Genomic DNA, 17,155 nt, shown 5'->3' on the forward strand with positions numbered 1-17,155 from the left:
GCTTCGTCCCTTCCCCCGCCCTGATCGGAAGGCGGTGCTTCACCCCCCGGCGAGACGGCGCCGCCCGAGGGTGAGGACCGGGCCGAGGGCGAGGAGGGCGCCGAGTACGGCGTAGCCGTGGGTCAGGGTGGTGAGGGAGGCGACCGTCGCGACGAGCAACGGGCCGCCCGCGTCGCCCAGTTCGCGGCCGAGTTCGGCGGCGCCCATGGTCTGCCCGAGCCGTTCGGCCGGAGTGCTCGCGGCGAGGGCGGCGAAGCCGAGCGGGGTGATCAGACCGGTTCCGGCACCGATCAGGGCGGCGCCGAGCAGGATGCCGGTCAGGCCCGGCAGCGTGGCGCAGCCCATTCCGGCGGCGGTGAGCAGCAGTCCCGCCGTGATGCCCGTACGGGTCGTGAGCCGCCCGTGATCGAGCGCCCGCCCCGCCCGGGGCTGGACGACGGCCGCGCAGGCGGCCAGCACGGACACGGCGGCACCGGTGGCGACCGTGCCCAGGCCCGCCGCCCGGCCCGAGACCGGCAGGAAGCCCACCCCGACCGACAGGGCGGCGGTCGCCGCGGCCAGCGCCGAGGTCGGGACGAGGAACGACGGGTCGGCCAGCCGCCGGGCGAGGTCGAGGACCGTCTGCCGGGCCTTGGGCAGCGGTGGTACGACGGGTACGGCGAGGGCGGCCCACACGGCGACTGCCGCGCCGAGCACGGCCAGGACGGCGAACAGCAGCCGCAGTCCCCCGGCCCACACCAGCACCCCGCCCAGCAGCGGGCCGAGGGTGTAGCCGATCGACTTGTAGAAGCCGTAACTGCCGAAGGCCCGGCCGTGCTTGGCCGCCGGATTGAGCCGGGCGACCAGCGCGGAGGCGGACGGGGAGAACGCGGAGGCCGCGGCGCCCTGACCGAGCCGGGCGGCCCACAGCCAGCCGGGGCTGTCCGCGACGACGTACAGGGTGGACGCGGCGGCGAAGGCGACGAGTCCGCCGAGCAGCACGGGCCGGGCGCCGATGCGGTCGGCCAGGGTGCCGAAGACCGGCTTGAGCAGCACCTCGGCACCGTCGTACAGGGCCAGGAGTCCGCCGAGCACCAGCAGTGAGGTGACCGTGCCCCGGGCGTGGCCGCCGAGGTTGGCTGCGATGCCGTGCGCGCCGAAAGCGGTGGTGAAGCCGGCGGCGTACAGCGGCCACATGTGCCTGGCAGGAGCCGACTGCTGCGCCGGCGCTGTACTCACTGTTCCGTCTCCGTCTCCGTCTCTGTCTCCGGTGCCTGGTGCAGGGCGGCGAAGACGCGCTCGGCGTAGTCCTCGCAGGCGGCCACGCACCGCTTGAGCCGATCGCCGGCCTCGGCCACCTCCGGGGTCCCGAACACGTCGCGTGCCGTCAGGTCCCGGTGCCAGCGCCGCAGCCGCTCCAGCGACTGCTCCTCTTCCTCCAACTCGGCCAGCGTGAACTTGGCGATGCGGATCTCCTTGGCGATCTCCGCCTCGAACTTGCCGCAGTCGGCCAGGAACTCGGCCCAGTCCGCCGACCGGGCGGCACCGAACATCTCCTGGAGACGGACGGCGTCCTGGGGGCCACGCCCCGCGGCGTTCAAGGTGACGACCTGGCCTTCGCCCTGTTCGGTCAGCGCGACGGCCCGCGCGATGCCGTCCGCGAAGACCGGCACGTCCGGCACGGCCCAGATGCCCTGGCCGAGCGAGAGCGCACCGATCCTGCGCAGCTCTCGCCAGACGCCCACACGGTGCCGTGACGGCTGGGCGGGCAGTCTGATCACGAGGACGAGCCAGCGGTTTACCGGTTCCTTGTTCGCCACATCATGGAATGTAGCAAGCGTTACACCTGCCGGTGTACTGATGAGGGGCGCGGAAGGCACGCCCTGGTCCGGGCGGAGACGCGGCCAGCGGCCCGGTCGGCGGAATCCTTGCGTACGTCGACCAGGGGGGCCTGGAACGCCCAGGGGCCTTTCCTGCCGTGCGTCGCCGCCGGGGTACGGGGACGCTCTCTGGTGCGGGAGCGCACGGCACTGGTCAGGGGATGAGGGCGAGGATCTGGGCCGCGCCGATCGTCACGGCCTGGCGGATGGTCATCCGGGTGATCCGCAGGTCCGACAGCTCGTCGGGGCTCAGATGCTGCTCGTCCGGCGTGACGGCACCCTCCGCCCGCCTGCGACCTGTGCCGCCGCGGCGCAGCTTCTCGGTGACGAAGAGCACGATGCCGTTGAGGGCCAGGAAGATCGCGGTCGGCACGGGCCGCCCGAGCGTCGTGCGGTTCGTTGAGGTACAGGGATCCGTCGGCGGAGACGTCCAGGTGGTGCTTCCAGCGCCCGCCCAGGAGGGCATCATGTGGAACTTGGGACCTGGGTGAGAGGTGTTCACCTGGGCGCCCTGCAAGGTTCACCCTCCTTGGGTGGGTATGTCCCGCTGGTGGTGTGGCTGCCGCCGCTCCCAGGCCAGTTCCGTGCGCTCCCGGCCCAGTGTCGTGCGCTCCCGCACCGGAGAGTCCCCGCACCCCGACTCGCTCCGGCTCGGGAGTGGGGCGGCGATCAGCAGCTGACCGCCACGGGAACGTGACCGCCGCCCTGGTCCGTTCCCCTGACGTGCGGCGTTCGCGACGCCGTACCGCCTGACGTACTGACCATCCGTCAGACCGCAACCGCAAAGGAAAGCCCCGTATGCCGAAGGACCCGGCCCCCTCGCCCGACCGCACCACGCACGAGGACCGGAAGGCCGAGGACGAGGACCCGGCGCCGGAACCCGTCGTCGAGACCGTGGTGGAGACCGTGGTGGAGGACGACCTCTTCGGTGAGATCACCGTCCGTCTGGACTCACGGGAGGGCGAGGTGACCGTCGAGGGGGAGTCGGTGCCCCGGGTCGTGCTGCGCCGTGCCGCCGGGACCGACGTCGCCGACCACATCCCGATCGGCACCCGCGACGGCACACTGCTCATCCTGACCGTGGACGGCGAGGAAGCCGTCGTCACCCCGGCCAGGGGACGGCTCACCCGGCGCTCGTACCGCGTCGACGTCCGACACGCGGGTCACGCCCGGCGGCTGGTGCCCGACTCCATCCCGGGCAGCCGGCTGCTGCGGGACGGACGGCATGTAGGGGACTTCTCCTCCAGCGGTGACGGACGGGTCCTCGTGGAGTGGCGGGAGGACGCCGGTCCGAACGCGACGGACGCGGCCCTCGGCTACGCGCTTGCCGCGGCCTTCGGCACCGGCGCCCAGCCGATGTGGATGATCGCCATCGAGATGATCGGCGACATGATCCCCGGTTGACGCGTCGGACGTCGCCCTCGCGAGGACACGTTGTCCGTGATCGCGGCGGCAACCGCCTGCCCAGCCGGTGGGCATCAGCCCGTTATGACGGAATTCCGGCCGGACGGAGTGATGGCGTACCACTCCTTGTCTTTACCCTGGCCGTTCATCTGGCCGGCCTTTGTGTCGCCCGCGTAGCGGTACAGCGGCCAGCCGGCGAGAGTGAGCTGTTTCATGCCGTTCCGGTGGACCGTGCCGAGAAGGCTCTCCTCAACACCCGAGGTCTGTACGGGGCCCTCCACGATGACGGGCATCCAGGTCCGCGTGCATGAACCGGCACACGTCCATTTGGACGGATGCGCCTGGTCCCTGCCATAGCGGTACAGGGTCATCCCCTTGTCGTCGGTGACGATACCGCCTGTTCCCTTCACCGCCTTGGCCATCACCATGGTGGTCATGGCCATGCGTCCGCTCCCGGAGTTTCCGCCAGCGGCCGGTGTGGAGGTCGCGGGAACCGACGCGGCCGTGACGGCCGGGGTGGCTCTGCCGGGCATGGTGTCGGACGCGTTGTCATTCGAAGAGCCGCACGCTCCCAGCAAGAGACCGGAGACGAGCCCCGCAGCCGAGGCAAGGACAACGCGTCGCAAGGGAACACCCTTCGTCGGGAGTGGCATCTACGTACTCCCTTGGTACGTCGGGGGACTCACCGAATTCTCAGCCGCTGATATCACATGACGTAGTCTTGACCATCGCCCTGCTCGCTGAACCTGAATCTGAACCTGAAGCTGCGACCAAGGATTTCCAGGATCTGTTCCGCTTGAAGGGCGTCTCGAAGATCTTGGAGAACAGCCACGCCGCAAGCACCGCAACGGGCAGGGCGAGGAAAAGCGTGAACCAGAATGTGGGCAGGCCGGGCGATACAAAACGCGGCGCCACTCCGTGAATCACGGCCATGACGATCGGCAGATGGATCAGGTAGAGACTGTAGGAGAAGCCACCAAGACTCTGAATGGGTCGTGTGGTCAGGAGCCGTACGAGGATGGCGGGCCTGCCGGTGGCAACCGCGGCAAGCAGCATCGTCATTGCGGGAGCGATAGCGAGATCCACCCAGAAGTAGTGCCGCACTGTCCACACAGAACCCTGGATGAGGCCCAGAGCCAGGACGGGCATGGCGGCGAGTCCGGCGAACCATGCCCATGGCAGGCGTTGCACTCTGTCCGACGCAACGACGACTCCTGCTCCTATCATGCCCGCAACGAACACGGGAGCGAGATGCGGAGTGAGCCATTTGTTGCCCTCTACAGGAGACGCATCCGCAGCCATCAACCCACGGGCGATCACCGGTAGTGCCACGCACGCGACCAGCACCACCGCACTCAAACGGCGCCGTACAAACAGGAGAAGGGGAAAGAAGAGATAGAGTTCGGCCTCCACTCCGATCGACCAAAAGGCGCCGTTCGGTGTCGGGGCGGTAAACATGTCCTGAGCGACGAGGCCGTACACCACGATTGATGTGCCGGTGGGTTGTCCGTAGTGCGAAGCCGGTACCACGAGCCAGGAAATGATCAGGCTCATGGCCAGCGCTGCCCAATACGGAGGCAGGATGCGCCAGGCGCGCCGGCGCAGGAACCGGGTGACGCCGCCCGAGCGCCATTCGTGACGCGCCGGAGAGATCGCCAGGGAGAAGCCGGACAGTATCAGGAAGAAGACGACGGCGAGGCGCCCGAACATCAGCGCGTTCAGCCACGCAGGCGCCGAACTGTCGGGAAAACCCGGGAAGCTGTACAACCAGCAGTGGAACAGGACCACATACAGTGCCGCCAGGCCGCGAAGGCCGTCCAGCCCCGGCACTTGTCGACGGACCAACCCCGGCACTTGCCGACGGACGGGTGGTCCGCTCGTCCCCTTCCCCCGTCCCGCTGACGCGGCTGCATCGAGAGCGCTGCTGACCGGACGGCTCGAATCCACTGAAATCGTTCGACCCTCCCTCTGGGCACCGTGCGCCACACGTCGCCGACCGCGGTCGCCGCACCCCGCCAATCGCGGTCGCCGCACGGTGCAACCTGCGCAGGCGCGTGCCCGCCGCCCCGTTTCCCCGGCAGTACCGGCAGTACCGGCATTACCGGCAGTACGCCAGGCGGCACGGTGCCGCCCGCAGTGACTGGTACGCAGGGTCCGGCTGGGCAGTTCAACAGACGAGCCGACATGTGGGGGCAGATCTTCGGGATCGAGCCGGCACCGAGGACGGGAAGCCGCGGAAGGGCTCCGGCGGTTGCCGTGGTGGCCGTGTTGGGGCGGCGTCGTGCAGCTTGGCGGTGGCTCGCGCGGGCGGCCGGCCGTCGTCCTGTCAGGGGTTCGGTGTCATCTCGTCATCGTGATCGGTGTCGCTCGGGCCGAGCCGTACGCAGCACTCCCCGGGCTCGGGGGCCAGGACCGCGCGCACCCCGTTGACCTCCAGGCCGTGGAGGTAGCCGGACAGGAAAGCCTGGTTCATGCCGCACACCAGCTCCGGGGCCTTCGCGGCCAGCGGGTGGAAGGGGACCTCGGAGTGGTTGATCGCCGTAGGGGTGATCGGTGCGCTGTCGGCCGCCATGGTCGGGTTCCTCGACCTGTTCGCGATTCCGGCCGGCACCCCGGCCTTCCGCACCGCCCTGGTCCACATGACGCTGAACCTGCTGGTGACCGCCGCCTACGTCGTCAACTTCCTGTGGCGTCACGGTGATTACGCCGACGGCGGCAGCGTCGGCATCGGCAGGCTGGTCCTGTCCGCGCTCAGCGTGGCCGTCCTGGGCGTCTCGGGATTCCTGGGCGGCAAGCTCGCCTACCGCTACGGCGTCCGGGTCGCCGACGAGAACACCCAGGCCGAGGGATACACCCCCGGCCGCGGCCAGAACGCCACCCCCTCGACCGTCTGACCGGGGGTACCGGCTCGCGCATGCCCTCCCCACCACGGCGACCGGTGTCCTCCGGCCGCCTTCACCACCGTCCCCTTCGGAGTTCCCCATGGACATCGCCGCACTGATCACCTGGGTGGTCACCGCTCTCGGCGGCTTCTACATGCTCGGCACCTGGATCCGACGTGGCGGAATCCGCCAGCAGCAGACCGGCACCAGCCGCCTCCCCGCCCCCGTCGTCTTCGGCCACTTCGCCCTGGCCGCGCTCGGGCTGGTGGTCTGGATCACCTACGTCGTGGCCGACAAGAGTGCCCTGGCCTGGACCGCCTTCGGCCTGCTGCTGCCGGTCGCGCTGCTGGGCTTCGTGATGCTGGCCCGCTGGATCTCGGTCCACCGCGACCGCGCCACCGTCCGTGCGGCAGCGGCAGCGGCAGCGGCTGCGGCCTCGGCCTCGGCCACGGCTGCGGCCTCGGCCACGGCTGCGGCCTCGGCCACGGCCGCCGCGGGCCCGGGAGCCGAAGGATCCGTCCCCGCCGAACGGCACTTCCCGGTATCGGTCGTGCTGGCACACGGTCTGCTCGCCGTGGTCACCCTCGTCCTGGTGCTGCTCACCGCCCTGGGTATCGGCGGCGGCTGACACGACCGAGCGCCCGAACGGCGCCACCGCCCGAACAGAGCGGTACAACGAGGACGAGATGACACCAGGGCGGCCCGCCCTGCGGGTCGTCCATGAGCCCGACGGTGTCGACCTGGCCGCCGCGAAGGCCACGGCCGGCCAGTTCCTCCCGGCACTCGGCATCTCGACGGCCTCCGAGACCCTGCGCGGCATGCCCGGCCGTATGGCCCGGCCGTATGGCCCGCGCGTATGCCGAGCTCTCCAGCCCACGCCCTTCGGCTTGACCACCTTCCCCAACGACGTGGGCTACGACGAACTCGTGCCGCGTCGTCGAGTACTTCGCCTGCCGCCCCCGGGTCCAGGAACGCCTGACGCCCGGAGGTACGGCTCAAAGGCGTTGCTTGGCCGCGCTGACCAGTCGGCTGATGTGGTCACGGGTCTGTGCCCTGAGCGCGCCGTATTCGGCCCTGCTCTCAGCTTTGGACACCGTCGTGATGTCTGCGAGTACGTCTTCCGCGGCTTGGCTCAGGGTCTCGTCATCCGTGAGCATCTGCACCCGGAACAGCGCCTCTTGGGCGGTGGAGCGCAGGTCGTAGGCGCGGATGCGCACGGCGTCGGGGTCCTCCGGTGGTGGCTGTTCGTGTTCACAGAACCAGAGATGGACCAGGCAGCGCCGGTAGTTGACCAACGCGCCGGCATAGGCGGAGTAGGCATCGAGTCGCTCCTGCCGAAGCTTTTCACGGCGGGTGAACTGACGGCCCCTGTCGGTGGTGCGCTCCTGGAACACCAGAGTGATCCCCGATCCGAGCAGGGTTCCGAGGACGGCTATGGCGCTGGCGATGATGGACTCCGCACCTCAAGCTGATCACGCCTCGCCGCCGCCGGTGGGCCGCTGGCCCAACTTCGCCGCCAAGCCGGCGATGCCATCGGATCACTTACGCCGAGGGCATGACCTTCTGATCCGTAGCTCTCGAGACCATCCGCTCATGGACGAGGAGGAAGGGCGTGACAAACCCGGTGGCCTCCGGCACCGACGCCCGTCCAGAGCAAATCAAGATCACTCCGGCCAGGAGCGCGAAGACGTAGACAATGCTCACGCCCGCCGCCGGGGCGGGTGCCTGGAATTGCCTCCAGCGATCTTTCATACTTGAACCGGTCCTGTCTTGGGCCATCGGCCACCCGCGCCTCTTCCTACGGACACGCGGGTGGCCTCCTGCGTTCAATGCCCTTGCGGGCCTGGTGGGTTGATTGTGACCACCACGAATCAGGATCGCAACTTCAAAGGTCAGAAGCCGGTTTCGGCTTAGGTTCATCGATTCGATCAAGAAAATATCCGCCCTTGTCCTTCGATTCGACGGCTCACACCTTCAAGCCTGGTCGTCAGTACGCCGGCTTGCTCGCTCGCACCCGATGGCGGCTGCGACGCAGGCCGACCTACTTTCAGGCGCTGGCATGGAAGCCTTGCTCGTTCGCGGTGGAGCATGCAGAGACCCAAGCCCGTGCTGCCCTCCGACGTCGCCCGCGCCGTCGGCCTGGCCCTTCGCGAGGGATGGACCCCAACTGAGCCTGGCGCCCCGTTCTGCCTGAGCTACGGAAAGCGAGATGGTCAGGGCTGGGCATGCTCCGCCATCGACGGATCATCACCAGACTCGGGCGGCCGGCGATTCCGACGCATTGCCTTTTGTCAAGTCCCGAAGCTTCGGAACATGACGGCAGCTGCACCACGCGGGCCTACTGGAAATGCGAGCCTCGCCGAGTAAAGGAAACGAGGCAGCAGGCCGGGGCGGAATTCAATGCGGAACATCCGTTCGATTACCTGGTCGAAGATTTCCGGTGGCCCGTAATCGGTCCGCCCGGAAATGGCGCCCCCAATTAATGGGACTCGTCACACAACTCCTCTCACTTTTGGGAGAAAATCATGAACCGCGAAAGTAGCGTTGAAAACGTCGACCGTACAAGGCGGAGACGCTTCAGTCTCGCAGTCGGTATTGCCTCGGTCGCCATCGCTGGAGGCATCATCCTGCCGGCATCCGTGGCAATGGCCTCTCCGATGCCTCACTCGGTGGCCTCGGGCGTGTCCGGCCCGGATCCCGCTCTGGGCGGTTCCGGCTCAGGCAGCACCGGCTCGGGCAAGTCCGGCCCAGATCCCGCCCTCAGCGGTTCTGACTTGGGCTCCGGCTCGGGGAGCTCCGGCTCGGGCAAGTCCGCCCCGGATCCCGCTCTCGACGGTTCCGACCTGGGTTCCGACCCTGGTCCCAGCACCGGCGATAGTCACTGCCACGATCACGACCACGATTACGACCACGACCATCATGGCCATTGCCATCACCACTGCCATCACCACTGACGGTGCCTCGGATGGCTCCGTCGAGGGCGCTGCGCCTCATCGCGGCCAGCAGAAAGGTGGTGAATAGCAGTTGACTGGCTCGTGCGCCGGTGAGAGAGCCTGTGTCCGGCTGGGTGGCACTTACACATGCCATCCAGCCGGAAATTCAAAGAGCCGCACCATAAGTGAAGATAGGCGTATAGGCCACGAATGCCGATGGCCGAGTTTCAGCTACTAAGCGCTGAGTAGGCTCCGCGATTGCCCGGTCTCCTTGTCGGCTTTGTCGATGCTGCGGTACCCGGCGTCACCCTGAGATGCCGACGTCGGTGATGCCTCCTCATGCGCAGAGGGGACGTAACCGCGGGGACGGGACGGGCCCGCACTCCATGTACCAGGCATGACATAACCTCGTCATCGACCGATTCCGGCCATCGCAACACCGGCCGGGCACATTGTGAACGGGGACACAACACCATGCGTGTTCGTCATGCCAATTCTCGTACCGCCGTCACGGGAACGGCGGCGCTCGCCATCCTGCTCGGATCCGTCTGCCTCGTCGGGGCCGGCACCCAGACCGCCGCCGCGGACAGCAGTGCGACGCTGCCCATCTCGGCGGACTGGCCGCGGGGCGAGATGGTGGTGGACGGGGTCCACCACCACGTCTTCATCAGCGACCCGAAGACCAACTCCGTCGTCGTCGCCGACTACACGGGCAAGACCGTGGGCCGGATAACCGCCGAGACCAGCGGCACCGGAATGGCGCTGAGCGAGGACTCGTCCACGCTCTACGTCGCCCTGCCCGACGCCGACGCGATCTCCGCTGTCGACACGGTCACGCTCAAGGAGACCGCCCGCTACGCCACCGGCGCGCACACCGCCCCGCTGGACCTGGCCTTCGCCGGCGGCAAGCTCTGGTTCGGCTATGGCGCGTACGCCCAGGGCGGGGGCAACATCGGCTTCCTCGACCTCTCCGCTGCCAAGCCGGGCGTCACGCTGAACCAGTCGGGCGGGGTGCCCTGGGAGTCGGCACCGCAGCTGACCACCGCCCCCGGCGGCGACCAGGGAGTCCTCGTCGCGGGGAACAAGGACCGCTCCCCGGAGGAACTCGCCGTCTACGACGTCTCCTCCGGTACGGCGCGGAAGCTCGCCTACCGCAAGCAGATCATGCCCGACAGCCTCGGCGGCCAGGAGGACCTCGCCGTCTCGCCGGACGGGAAGGAGATCGTCACCGCGGACGGTGTCGACGACTTCGTGACGCACCTCCGCCCCGACCTCTCCGGCGGCCAGGACACCAGGACCCTGGAGATCCAGGGTGAGCCGAACGCCGTCCAGTACGCCCCGAACGGCGCGCTGGCCGTGGGGGTCCGGTACGGCAAGGACGTGGACACCTACGTCTACCGGCCGGGAGACAGCCGCGCGACCCGGTTCATCAGCACCGGCGACTACAACACCGTGCAGCCGCACGGTCTGGCCTGGGCACCCGACAGCAGCAAGCTGTTCATCCTCACCAGCGACGGCGCGGGCGGGAAGAACCTCGTTCTGCGGTCGTTCGACGACGCCACCAAGGCGATGACCAAGCTCAGTGTCAGCGCGCCCGCGAAGTCCCCGCTGGACCAGAAGCTCACCCTGACCGGCAAATTCGACCTCACCCTGCCCCGGCTTCCCGACACCCTGCCGATCGAGGTGACACGGACCGACCTCGCCTCACCCAAGGGCAAGTCGCTCGGCACCCACACGGTGTGGCTGTCGCGCGACGGCGAGTTCGAGATCGAGGACACCCCGGCCGCGGGCGGCACGGTCACCTACACCCTCCACTACCCCGGCGACGCCACGCATGCCCCCGCGACCGTCACCGCCACGGTCAAAGTCCCGCGCAACAGGACGACGCTGACCCTGGACGGAAACGGCAAGACCGTCACATCGGGGAAGAAGGCCACACTGACCGCCAAGCTCGGCAGGACGTGGAAGGAGCGCAAGGTCTCGGTCTACGCGCAACCGGCGGGCGGTGCGAAGAAGCTGGTGCGGGCCGCCGCGGTGGACCGCGCCGGCAAGCTCGTCATCACCTACAAGGTCACCAGGAACACGATCTTCACCGCGGTCTTCGGCGGTGACGCCCGCACCGAACCCGCGCAGGCCACCAGCACCATCAAGGTCAGCGCACGCTGAGCCCTCCCTCGACCGCCTGGAAACGCTCGTCCTCAACCGCCTTCAACGGTCGGCCAGGATCAACCGGCCCGCGCCCCGGCTCGGTGGGGAGTGCTGTGCGGCCGGTGCCGCGGTGCGGGGCGGCCGAAAAAATTCTCGCGGTCCGGGGCAACCTTTGCGGCGGCGGTGGCAACTGGGTGTTGTCCGGACCAGGTGGTCCGGTCAGAGGCAACGGCCGAAAGAGAGCACCGAAATGTTTCCTCGCCCATCCGCGTCGTCGGAGGCGTCGCCCGGCGGCGGTCGCGCCCACCGTCGTCGCCGTGGTCGCCTGTCGTTCCGCTCAGCCGCTCCGGAGCGACGGCAGGGGCATCGTGGCCGTCGGCTGTACCAGCGTCGGAGTCTGTGGGCGGCCGTCGGCCTGGCTGTCGTGGGCGGTTCCGTGGCCCTGGTCAACACGGCCTCAGCGGGAGTCGTGGATACGAAGGGCTGGTACGTACTGGTCAACCGCAACAGCGGCGAGGTGCTGGACGGCCTCTCCTACGCCACGTACGACGGTGCGGCGGTGGTGCAGTGGGGCCGTAACGGCGGGACCAACCAGCAGTGGCGGTTCATCGACTCGGGTGACGGGAACTACCGGCTGCAGAACCGGAACTCCGGCAAGGTGCTGGACGACTACGGCTGGTCGAAGACCGCCGGCTCCGCCATGGTGCAGTGGCGCGACCACAACGGCGCCAACCAGCAGTTCCACCTGGAGAAGTCGTCGGACGGCTACGTGCGTCTGATCAACCGCTTCAGCGGCATGGCCGTTGAGGTCCAGAAGGGCTCCAAGGCCGACGGGGGCCGCGTCGCCCAGAACCGCGACAGCGGCGGCGCCAACCAGGAGTGGAAGCTCGTCCCGGCCGGGAGCGTCGAGGGCACCCCCACGCCCACCGCGCCCACCACGCCCGGCGGCAGCGTTCCGACAGGCCAGGCGCCGAGCGGTACCCACTCGCCGTCGCCGTCGGCCTCGGCGTCGTCTCCGGCCGCCGGTGGCGGTGCCGGTGGCGGCAGCTCGGCGAGAGGTTTCATGGGCAGTGACAGGGTGCTCATCGGTGGCTCGATGTCCGATGCCTCGGCAGCCGCCGCGCCGTTCGACGTGCGGTACGCCTATGTGCACAGCCAGCCCGCGCCCTCCTCGGACTACTACACGGCATCGCGCTGCAAGGCCGAGTGGTCGAGCTGGTGGGGCTGCTGGACCGGTGACACCACGGCGCCCGGCTTTTACGTGACCTACGGCGACGCCAAGGTGGCCAAGGCGACGTACCAGGGCAAGCCGCGCCCGCAGAAGAACTTCTGGACCTGGTACTCGCTGCGCGACCTCGGGGATGCGGCGGGCCAGGGCGACGGTCCGGGCGAGGTCGTCGCCATCAACAGGACCGACCTGCTCACCCGCTACATGAACGACTACCGCTTCTTCCTCCAGAAGATCGGCAACTCGCACGACATGATCGACATCGAGCCCGACTTCTGGGGCTACGTCCGGTCGCTCGGCAACCCGCACAAGGTCGCCGCCCAGGTCACGGCCTCGAATCCGACGGACTGCGGATCGCAGGAGAACAGCGCCGCCGGCCTGTCCCGCTGCCTGATCTCGATGGCGCACAAGTACGCGCCGAACACGGGCGCCGGGTTCCACCTGACCTGCTGGGACTGGCAGAACGACGTCCAGAAGTGCGTCGACGACTACAAGGACCTCGGCGCGTCGAACGCCGACTTCCTGGCCACCGACGTGTCGGACCGCGACGCGGGCTGGTACGCGCTGCCGGAGCACGGCGGCCGTGACACCTACTGGAACGACCAGAAGGCCGCTGCCGCGCTGAAGTTCTACAAGACGATGGCCGAGTCGGTGGGCAAGCCGGTGGTCCTGTGGCAGATCCCCGTGGGCAACATGGCGCAGAACAACACCCTCAACCATTACAAGGACGACAAGGTCGACTGGTTCTTCGGACACATGGACCAGGTGGCGGACGCACACATCGCCGGCCTCCTGTTCGGTGCGGGCCAGCAGGAACAGACCGGGGTCGAGACCGACGGCGGAAACCTGATCAACAAGACGATCGCGTACCACAACTCGGGTGGCACGCCTCTCAAGTAGACGCACCCAGCCGGTGGCGAAGATGTCCACGCCGTAGAAATTGAAGGAAACGTGAAAGGTGCCCCTCCGGTGCTCAGGCGTGAGTACCGGAGGGGCACTTTTGGCTTTGCTTCGCGAACGGCAACGGTCCTAGCAGTTCATGACTGCGAATCCCTGCGTGAGCGGATGTAGCGCCAGCCGAAGTAGACCGCCCCGAGCACTCCCCCAACTGCACCAGCAACGCACAGTGCGGTTGCCCACAGGGCTATTTCTTGCGTGATCCACAACAGGCGCGGCGACGACAGCGGCGAGGCTGTTCCAGTCGATCGAGCACCAGCTGCGGCAAGGAGCCGGGCAGGGAGCGGATCGCCCGGCGGGCGGGCTCGATGATGGGCCGTCCGACGGAGAAGGAGGCGCGGATGCCGCCGGGCGCAGGGCTCGTATGCGGGTCAGGAAGGTTTTGGCCGATCCGGCGCTGTCGGCGCGGATGAGGATGTCGGTGCCGTGGTGGTGGGTTTCGGGGATCTGGGCGAGCGCGGCATCGAGCAACTGATGTGGTCGGTGGCGGTGTTGGCCGCGGCGTTGCCCGGTCGCGGCAGGCCGGCCAGGGTCTCGCCGGTGTTGTCCAGGAAGCACGGCAGCGGGTGGCAGCCGAAGCCGTGCTTGTGGGCCGGCGCGGCGTTCGCTTTCTCGGAGCGGCAGGTCACCAGGGTGGCATCGATGTCCAGGACCAGGCCGAGCAGTTCACGTCCACCGTCGGTGGAGACGGCGAGCCGGGGACGTGACCCCGTAGTGTGCACGCGGAAAGTGCCTTCCCGCTGGGCGGACGGGGACCTTGGACAAGCCTCATCGCCCCAGTTCAGAAGGCACTTTCGTGGTTTCGATCATGATGGGGACGCCGCCGCAAGCGAGACGCGCAGGCCAAAGAGCAGAACTCTAGGAGGCCCCGCCTGCGCTCGTTTGCGTGGCCAACTCCCCGCCCACGGTGTATGCGTGGCCGTCGGCCGTCCCCGTGACGGTGTAGCTGTCGTCCTTGGCGTCCCGGCCGCCCTGCTGGTGGTTGTACTGCCCGGCGAAGACCCACTGGCCCGCCGGGACCGTACGGCCGTCCTTGAGCGTCCAGGTGTAGACGAGGAAGCCGTTCTGCTCCTGGACGGTCTGGGTGAAGTCCGTCTGGGGCAGGGAGCGCCAGGCGCCGGTGGAGGACACGCCGCCGGTCTGAGAGATCTTCAACTGGACGGTGAGCGCGGTGAGTTGCTTGGTCGTCTTGAGAGTGACATCGCTCTGGGACCAGAAGCCGTTGCTGTGCGGGTCCACGGAGCCGTCCGACCACAGCGGGCCGCTTTGCGCGCCGTGGGCCGCGGGCGGCTGGGCGGAGGCCCCGGCGCTCGGCGACCGACCGGTACTCGGCGCACCGGACGGCTGCGTGGTGCCCGCACCGGGCGCCGGGGCGGCGGTGCGGGCGGGCGGACGGCTCGCGGTGGCGTCCGGTGAGGTGCGGGGCGTGGGGGAGGCGCCGACCGTACGGTCCTGCGTCGGGGGGCGGTGCTTCACCGCGGACGCCACCGCGTACCCGCCGACGGTGAGCACTCCGGCAACTGCCGCGGTCGCGCTGACCAGCCGTACCCAGCCCAACAGCGGTGGCCGCGTGGCCCGGTGGCCGGGGCGGGACGGCGCGGCCATGCCGCGCTCCACGCGGGCCAGGATGCGCGCGCGGTCGGGTTCATGGGCCCCGGCCGCCTCGTGCAGCCGGGCGCGCAGCTCGTCGTGCACGTCCTGCTGCCTCATCGGTTCCTTCCTCCGCTCTCGCTGGTGCCCCGGGTCATCGCCGCGTGCACCTTCCGCTCCGCACCCTGGGTGCCGAGCAGCCGTTGCAGTTCGGCCATGCCCCGGGACGTCTGGCTCTTCACCGTACCCACCGACACCCCGAGGGCGAGCGCGGTGTCCTTCTCCGAGAGGTCGAACGCGTGCCGGAGCACCACACACGCCCGTTTACGGAACGGCAGCCTGCGCAGCGCCTCCTGGACGTCCACCACCCCGGCCACGTCCGGGTTCTCGGTCCGCTCCTCGCGATGCGACCAGAACAGGGCGATCCGCCGGCGCTCGCGCACCGCGCCGCGGATCCGAGTGCGGGCCAGATTGGCGACCACGCCCCGCGCGTACGCCACCGGATGGTCGGCCGCGCGCACCCGGTCCCAGCGGTGCCACAGCGCCAGCAGCGCATCCGCCGCCAGATCGTCGGCGGCGTCCGCCTCACCGGTCAACAGGCCTCCCAATCGGGCGAGTTCGGCGTAGTGGCGTTCGAAGAAGGCATGGAACTCCACCGAGGCGGCGTCGTCGACGACTGTGCCCACGGGCGACCTCTTCTCGGTGCGACTCTGTGAGTGTCATGGGAATGACATGCGAACATCCGGAGGGTGTGCCCGGACGGAGATCCGGAAGCGTAACAGTGATCATTCGGTGAAGACGTACGTGGGTTCGGACGGTGTATGACCCGTCGAACCCGATTCCGTGACGCGGAAAACCCGCGGGCCGCGTGGTCAGCGGGCGTCAGCGCATGTCAAGGGCGGTTCCCCGGGTCGTTTCGGTGGGGTCGGTCAGCGCTGCAGGGTGAGGAGGCCAGGCCGCCACGGCAGTTGGTCGTAGGGGCCGCTCGCGGTGGGGGACTTGCCCTGGTAGAGGAATTGCAGGTTGCAGGGGTCGATGGTCATGGTCTGGTCGGGGTTGTTGCGGACCAGGTCACCGTGGCTGATGTCGTTGGTCCAGGTGGCGCCGCTGTTGGCCTTGCCCGCGAAGGGGGTGCTCTCACTGGCGGCCTGCGGGGTCCAGGGACCGTTCAGGCTGGTGGCGGTGAAGGAGCGGAAGTAGCGCTGCTCGTTCGCACCCCGGGCCTCGACGATCATGAGGTACTGGTTCTGGCCCTGGACCTTGTAGACCTGGGGCGCCTCGAAGAGGTTCTTCGTCGTGTCGCTCATGACCGTTGTGTAGGACGAGCCGAAGTTGCCCGGGAAGTTCCCGATCGGCATGCTCGCCCGGTAGATCTTGCCGTTGTCACCGGCGAAGAAGAGGTACATGTTCTGGTCGTCGGCGATCAGGGTCTGGTCGATCGGGGCGGCGCCGGGGATGCCGCCGGTGAACAGCGGCTGCGGCGCGGACCAGCCGTTGGGGTTGGTGGGGTCGCTGGAGGTGCGGTATACGAAGGGCGCCGCGCCCCACTGGGACGCGAGCACCCAGATGTTCTTGGGCGCGAAGTAGAACAGCGTGGGCGCCACCGCGGACTGGCTCATCCCGGTCTGGCCGGCCGACGCCATGTCCGACCAGTTCGTGAAGGGCTTGAACATCATCGAGCCGTACGACGATCCCGCCACGCTTGATGCGTAGACCAGGTGCTTGCCGTTGTAGACCACGTCGGTGAAGTCCTTTACCGCGCCCCACCTGTTCGCCGGCTGCGCCAACGCACCGGTCGAGGTCCACCGGTACGTCGAGGGAAGGGCACATGTGCTGCTCGTCGGCGTGGGCGTCGCGGCCTTGAGGTTCCAGTGCTGGTTGGCGCCGCCGCCCGAGTCCCAGACCTGGACGGGGGTGCCGTTGGCGGTCCGACCGCCGGGGATCTCCAGCGCGCGGCCGCTGGCGACGTTGGTCAGCGTGTAGGAGCCGTCGTTGTTGCGGCCGGCCCGCCAGTGCTGGTTGGCGCCACCGGCCGAGTCCCAGACCTGCATTCTCGTGCCGTTGCCCGTCCGGTTGGCCGGCTCGTCCAGTACCCGGCCGCTGGCGACGTTGGTGAGTGTGTAGGAGCCGTCGCTGTTGCGGCCGGCCCGCCAC

Annotated in this window: 16 protein-coding genes; 5 read left to right on the plus strand and 11 right to left on the minus strand. The window is 68.8% G+C overall.

Features of this window, described 5'->3' with window-relative positions; genetic code table 11:
- Positions 1-39 precede the first annotated feature (39 nt).
- The 3 genes from IE277_RS39785 to IE277_RS48125 form a co-directional block, all read right to left on the minus strand.
- On the minus strand, positions 40-1,176 hold the full coding sequence (locus tag IE277_RS39785; RefSeq protein WP_189958628.1) for an MFS transporter: 1,137 nt from the start codon (positions 1,174-1,176) through the stop codon (positions 40-42).
- A 38-nt stretch (positions 1,177-1,214) separates the two neighbouring features.
- Positions 1,215-1,799, minus strand: coding sequence for a Chromate resistance protein ChrB (locus tag IE277_RS39790; RefSeq protein ID WP_189958611.1), 585 nt, complete (start codon positions 1,797-1,799; stop codon positions 1,215-1,217).
- A gap of 214 nt (positions 1,800-2,013) precedes the next feature.
- Positions 2,014-2,232 (minus strand): hypothetical protein, encoded by a 219-nt coding sequence (locus IE277_RS48125; protein ID WP_229882317.1) that lies wholly within the window; start codon positions 2,230-2,232, stop codon positions 2,014-2,016.
- A 425-nt stretch (positions 2,233-2,657) separates the two neighbouring features.
- On the opposite strand from IE277_RS48125, the gene IE277_RS39800 reads away from it, so the two are divergent.
- Positions 2,658-3,263 carry a hypothetical protein gene (locus tag IE277_RS39800; protein WP_229882318.1) on the plus strand — a complete coding sequence of 202 codons (606 nt, stop codon included), beginning with the start codon at positions 2,658-2,660 and terminating at the stop codon, positions 3,261-3,263.
- 74 nt (positions 3,264-3,337) lie between these two features.
- Here the strand turns inward: IE277_RS39800 and IE277_RS39805 are convergent, their stop codons facing one another.
- The 3 genes from IE277_RS39805 to IE277_RS39815 form a co-directional block, all read right to left on the minus strand.
- Positions 3,338-3,706, minus strand: a complete 369-nt coding sequence (locus IE277_RS39805; RefSeq protein WP_189958612.1) for a hypothetical protein — start codon at positions 3,704-3,706, stop codon at positions 3,338-3,340.
- A 250-nt stretch (positions 3,707-3,956) separates the two neighbouring features.
- Positions 3,957-5,093, minus strand: coding sequence for an acyltransferase family protein (locus IE277_RS39810; RefSeq protein ID WP_229882319.1), 1,137 nt, complete (start codon positions 5,091-5,093; stop codon positions 3,957-3,959).
- 496 nt (positions 5,094-5,589) lie between these two features.
- The gene (locus tag IE277_RS39815; RefSeq protein WP_229882320.1) at positions 5,590-5,835 is read right to left on the minus strand and encodes a hypothetical protein; all 246 of its coding nucleotides are present in this window, start codon (positions 5,833-5,835) and stop codon (positions 5,590-5,592) included.
- On the opposite strand from IE277_RS39815, the gene IE277_RS39820 reads away from it, so the two are divergent.
- Together IE277_RS39820 and IE277_RS39825 are read left to right on the plus strand one after the other, a co-directional pair.
- Positions 5,735-6,157 (plus strand): DUF2231 domain-containing protein, encoded by a 423-nt coding sequence (locus tag IE277_RS39820; RefSeq protein WP_189958613.1) that lies wholly within the window; start codon positions 5,735-5,737, stop codon positions 6,155-6,157. The two genes, IE277_RS39815 and IE277_RS39820, sit on opposite strands and share 101 nt — an antisense overlap.
- An 88-nt stretch (positions 6,158-6,245) precedes the next feature.
- The gene (locus tag IE277_RS39825; RefSeq protein WP_189958614.1) at positions 6,246-6,773 is read left to right on the plus strand and encodes a hypothetical protein; all 528 of its coding nucleotides are present in this window, start codon (positions 6,246-6,248) and stop codon (positions 6,771-6,773) included.
- A gap of 367 nt (positions 6,774-7,140) precedes the next feature.
- Here the strand turns inward: IE277_RS39825 and kilB are convergent, their stop codons facing one another.
- Positions 7,141-7,542 carry a plasmid transfer protein KilB gene (kilB, locus tag IE277_RS39830; protein ID WP_229882325.1) on the minus strand — a complete coding sequence of 134 codons (402 nt, stop codon included), beginning with the start codon at positions 7,540-7,542 and terminating at the stop codon, positions 7,141-7,143.
- 2,010 nt (positions 7,543-9,552) lie between these two features.
- Between kilB and IE277_RS39835 the strand changes: the two genes are divergently transcribed.
- Together IE277_RS39835 and IE277_RS39840 are read left to right on the plus strand one after the other, a co-directional pair.
- Positions 9,553-11,244 carry a YncE family protein gene (locus IE277_RS39835; protein WP_189958615.1) on the plus strand — a complete coding sequence of 564 codons (1,692 nt, stop codon included), beginning with the start codon at positions 9,553-9,555 and terminating at the stop codon, positions 11,242-11,244.
- Between the two features lie 451 nt (positions 11,245-11,695).
- Positions 11,696-13,354 carry an RICIN domain-containing protein gene (locus IE277_RS39840; RefSeq protein WP_229882322.1) on the plus strand — a complete coding sequence of 553 codons (1,659 nt, stop codon included), beginning with the start codon at positions 11,696-11,698 and terminating at the stop codon, positions 13,352-13,354.
- Positions 13,355-13,782: 428 nt separating this feature from the next.
- Here IE277_RS39840 and IE277_RS49860 read toward each other — a convergent pair whose 3' ends face one another.
- The 4 genes from IE277_RS49860 to IE277_RS39860 form a co-directional block, all read right to left on the minus strand.
- On the minus strand, positions 13,783-14,133 hold the full coding sequence (locus IE277_RS49860) for a transposase (protein WP_189958617.1): 351 nt from the start codon (positions 14,131-14,133) through the stop codon (positions 13,783-13,785).
- A 136-nt stretch (positions 14,134-14,269) separates the two neighbouring features.
- The gene (locus IE277_RS39850) at positions 14,270-15,121 is read right to left on the minus strand and encodes a hypothetical protein (RefSeq protein WP_189958618.1); all 852 of its coding nucleotides are present in this window, start codon (positions 15,119-15,121) and stop codon (positions 14,270-14,272) included.
- Positions 15,118-15,687 (minus strand): SigE family RNA polymerase sigma factor, encoded by a 570-nt coding sequence (locus IE277_RS39855; protein WP_189958619.1) that lies wholly within the window; start codon positions 15,685-15,687, stop codon positions 15,118-15,120. Before IE277_RS39855 ends, IE277_RS39850 begins: the two co-directional genes overlap by 4 nt.
- 243 nt (positions 15,688-15,930) lie before the next feature.
- Positions 15,931-17,155, minus strand: a 1,225-nt coding sequence (locus tag IE277_RS39860) for a non-reducing end alpha-L-arabinofuranosidase family hydrolase (RefSeq protein WP_189958620.1), incomplete at its 5' end; no start/stop codon positions are given.

Source organism: Streptomyces alanosinicus (assembly GCF_014650595.1).
Taxonomy (GTDB): domain Bacteria; phylum Actinomycetota; class Actinomycetes; order Streptomycetales; family Streptomycetaceae; genus Streptomyces; species Streptomyces alanosinicus.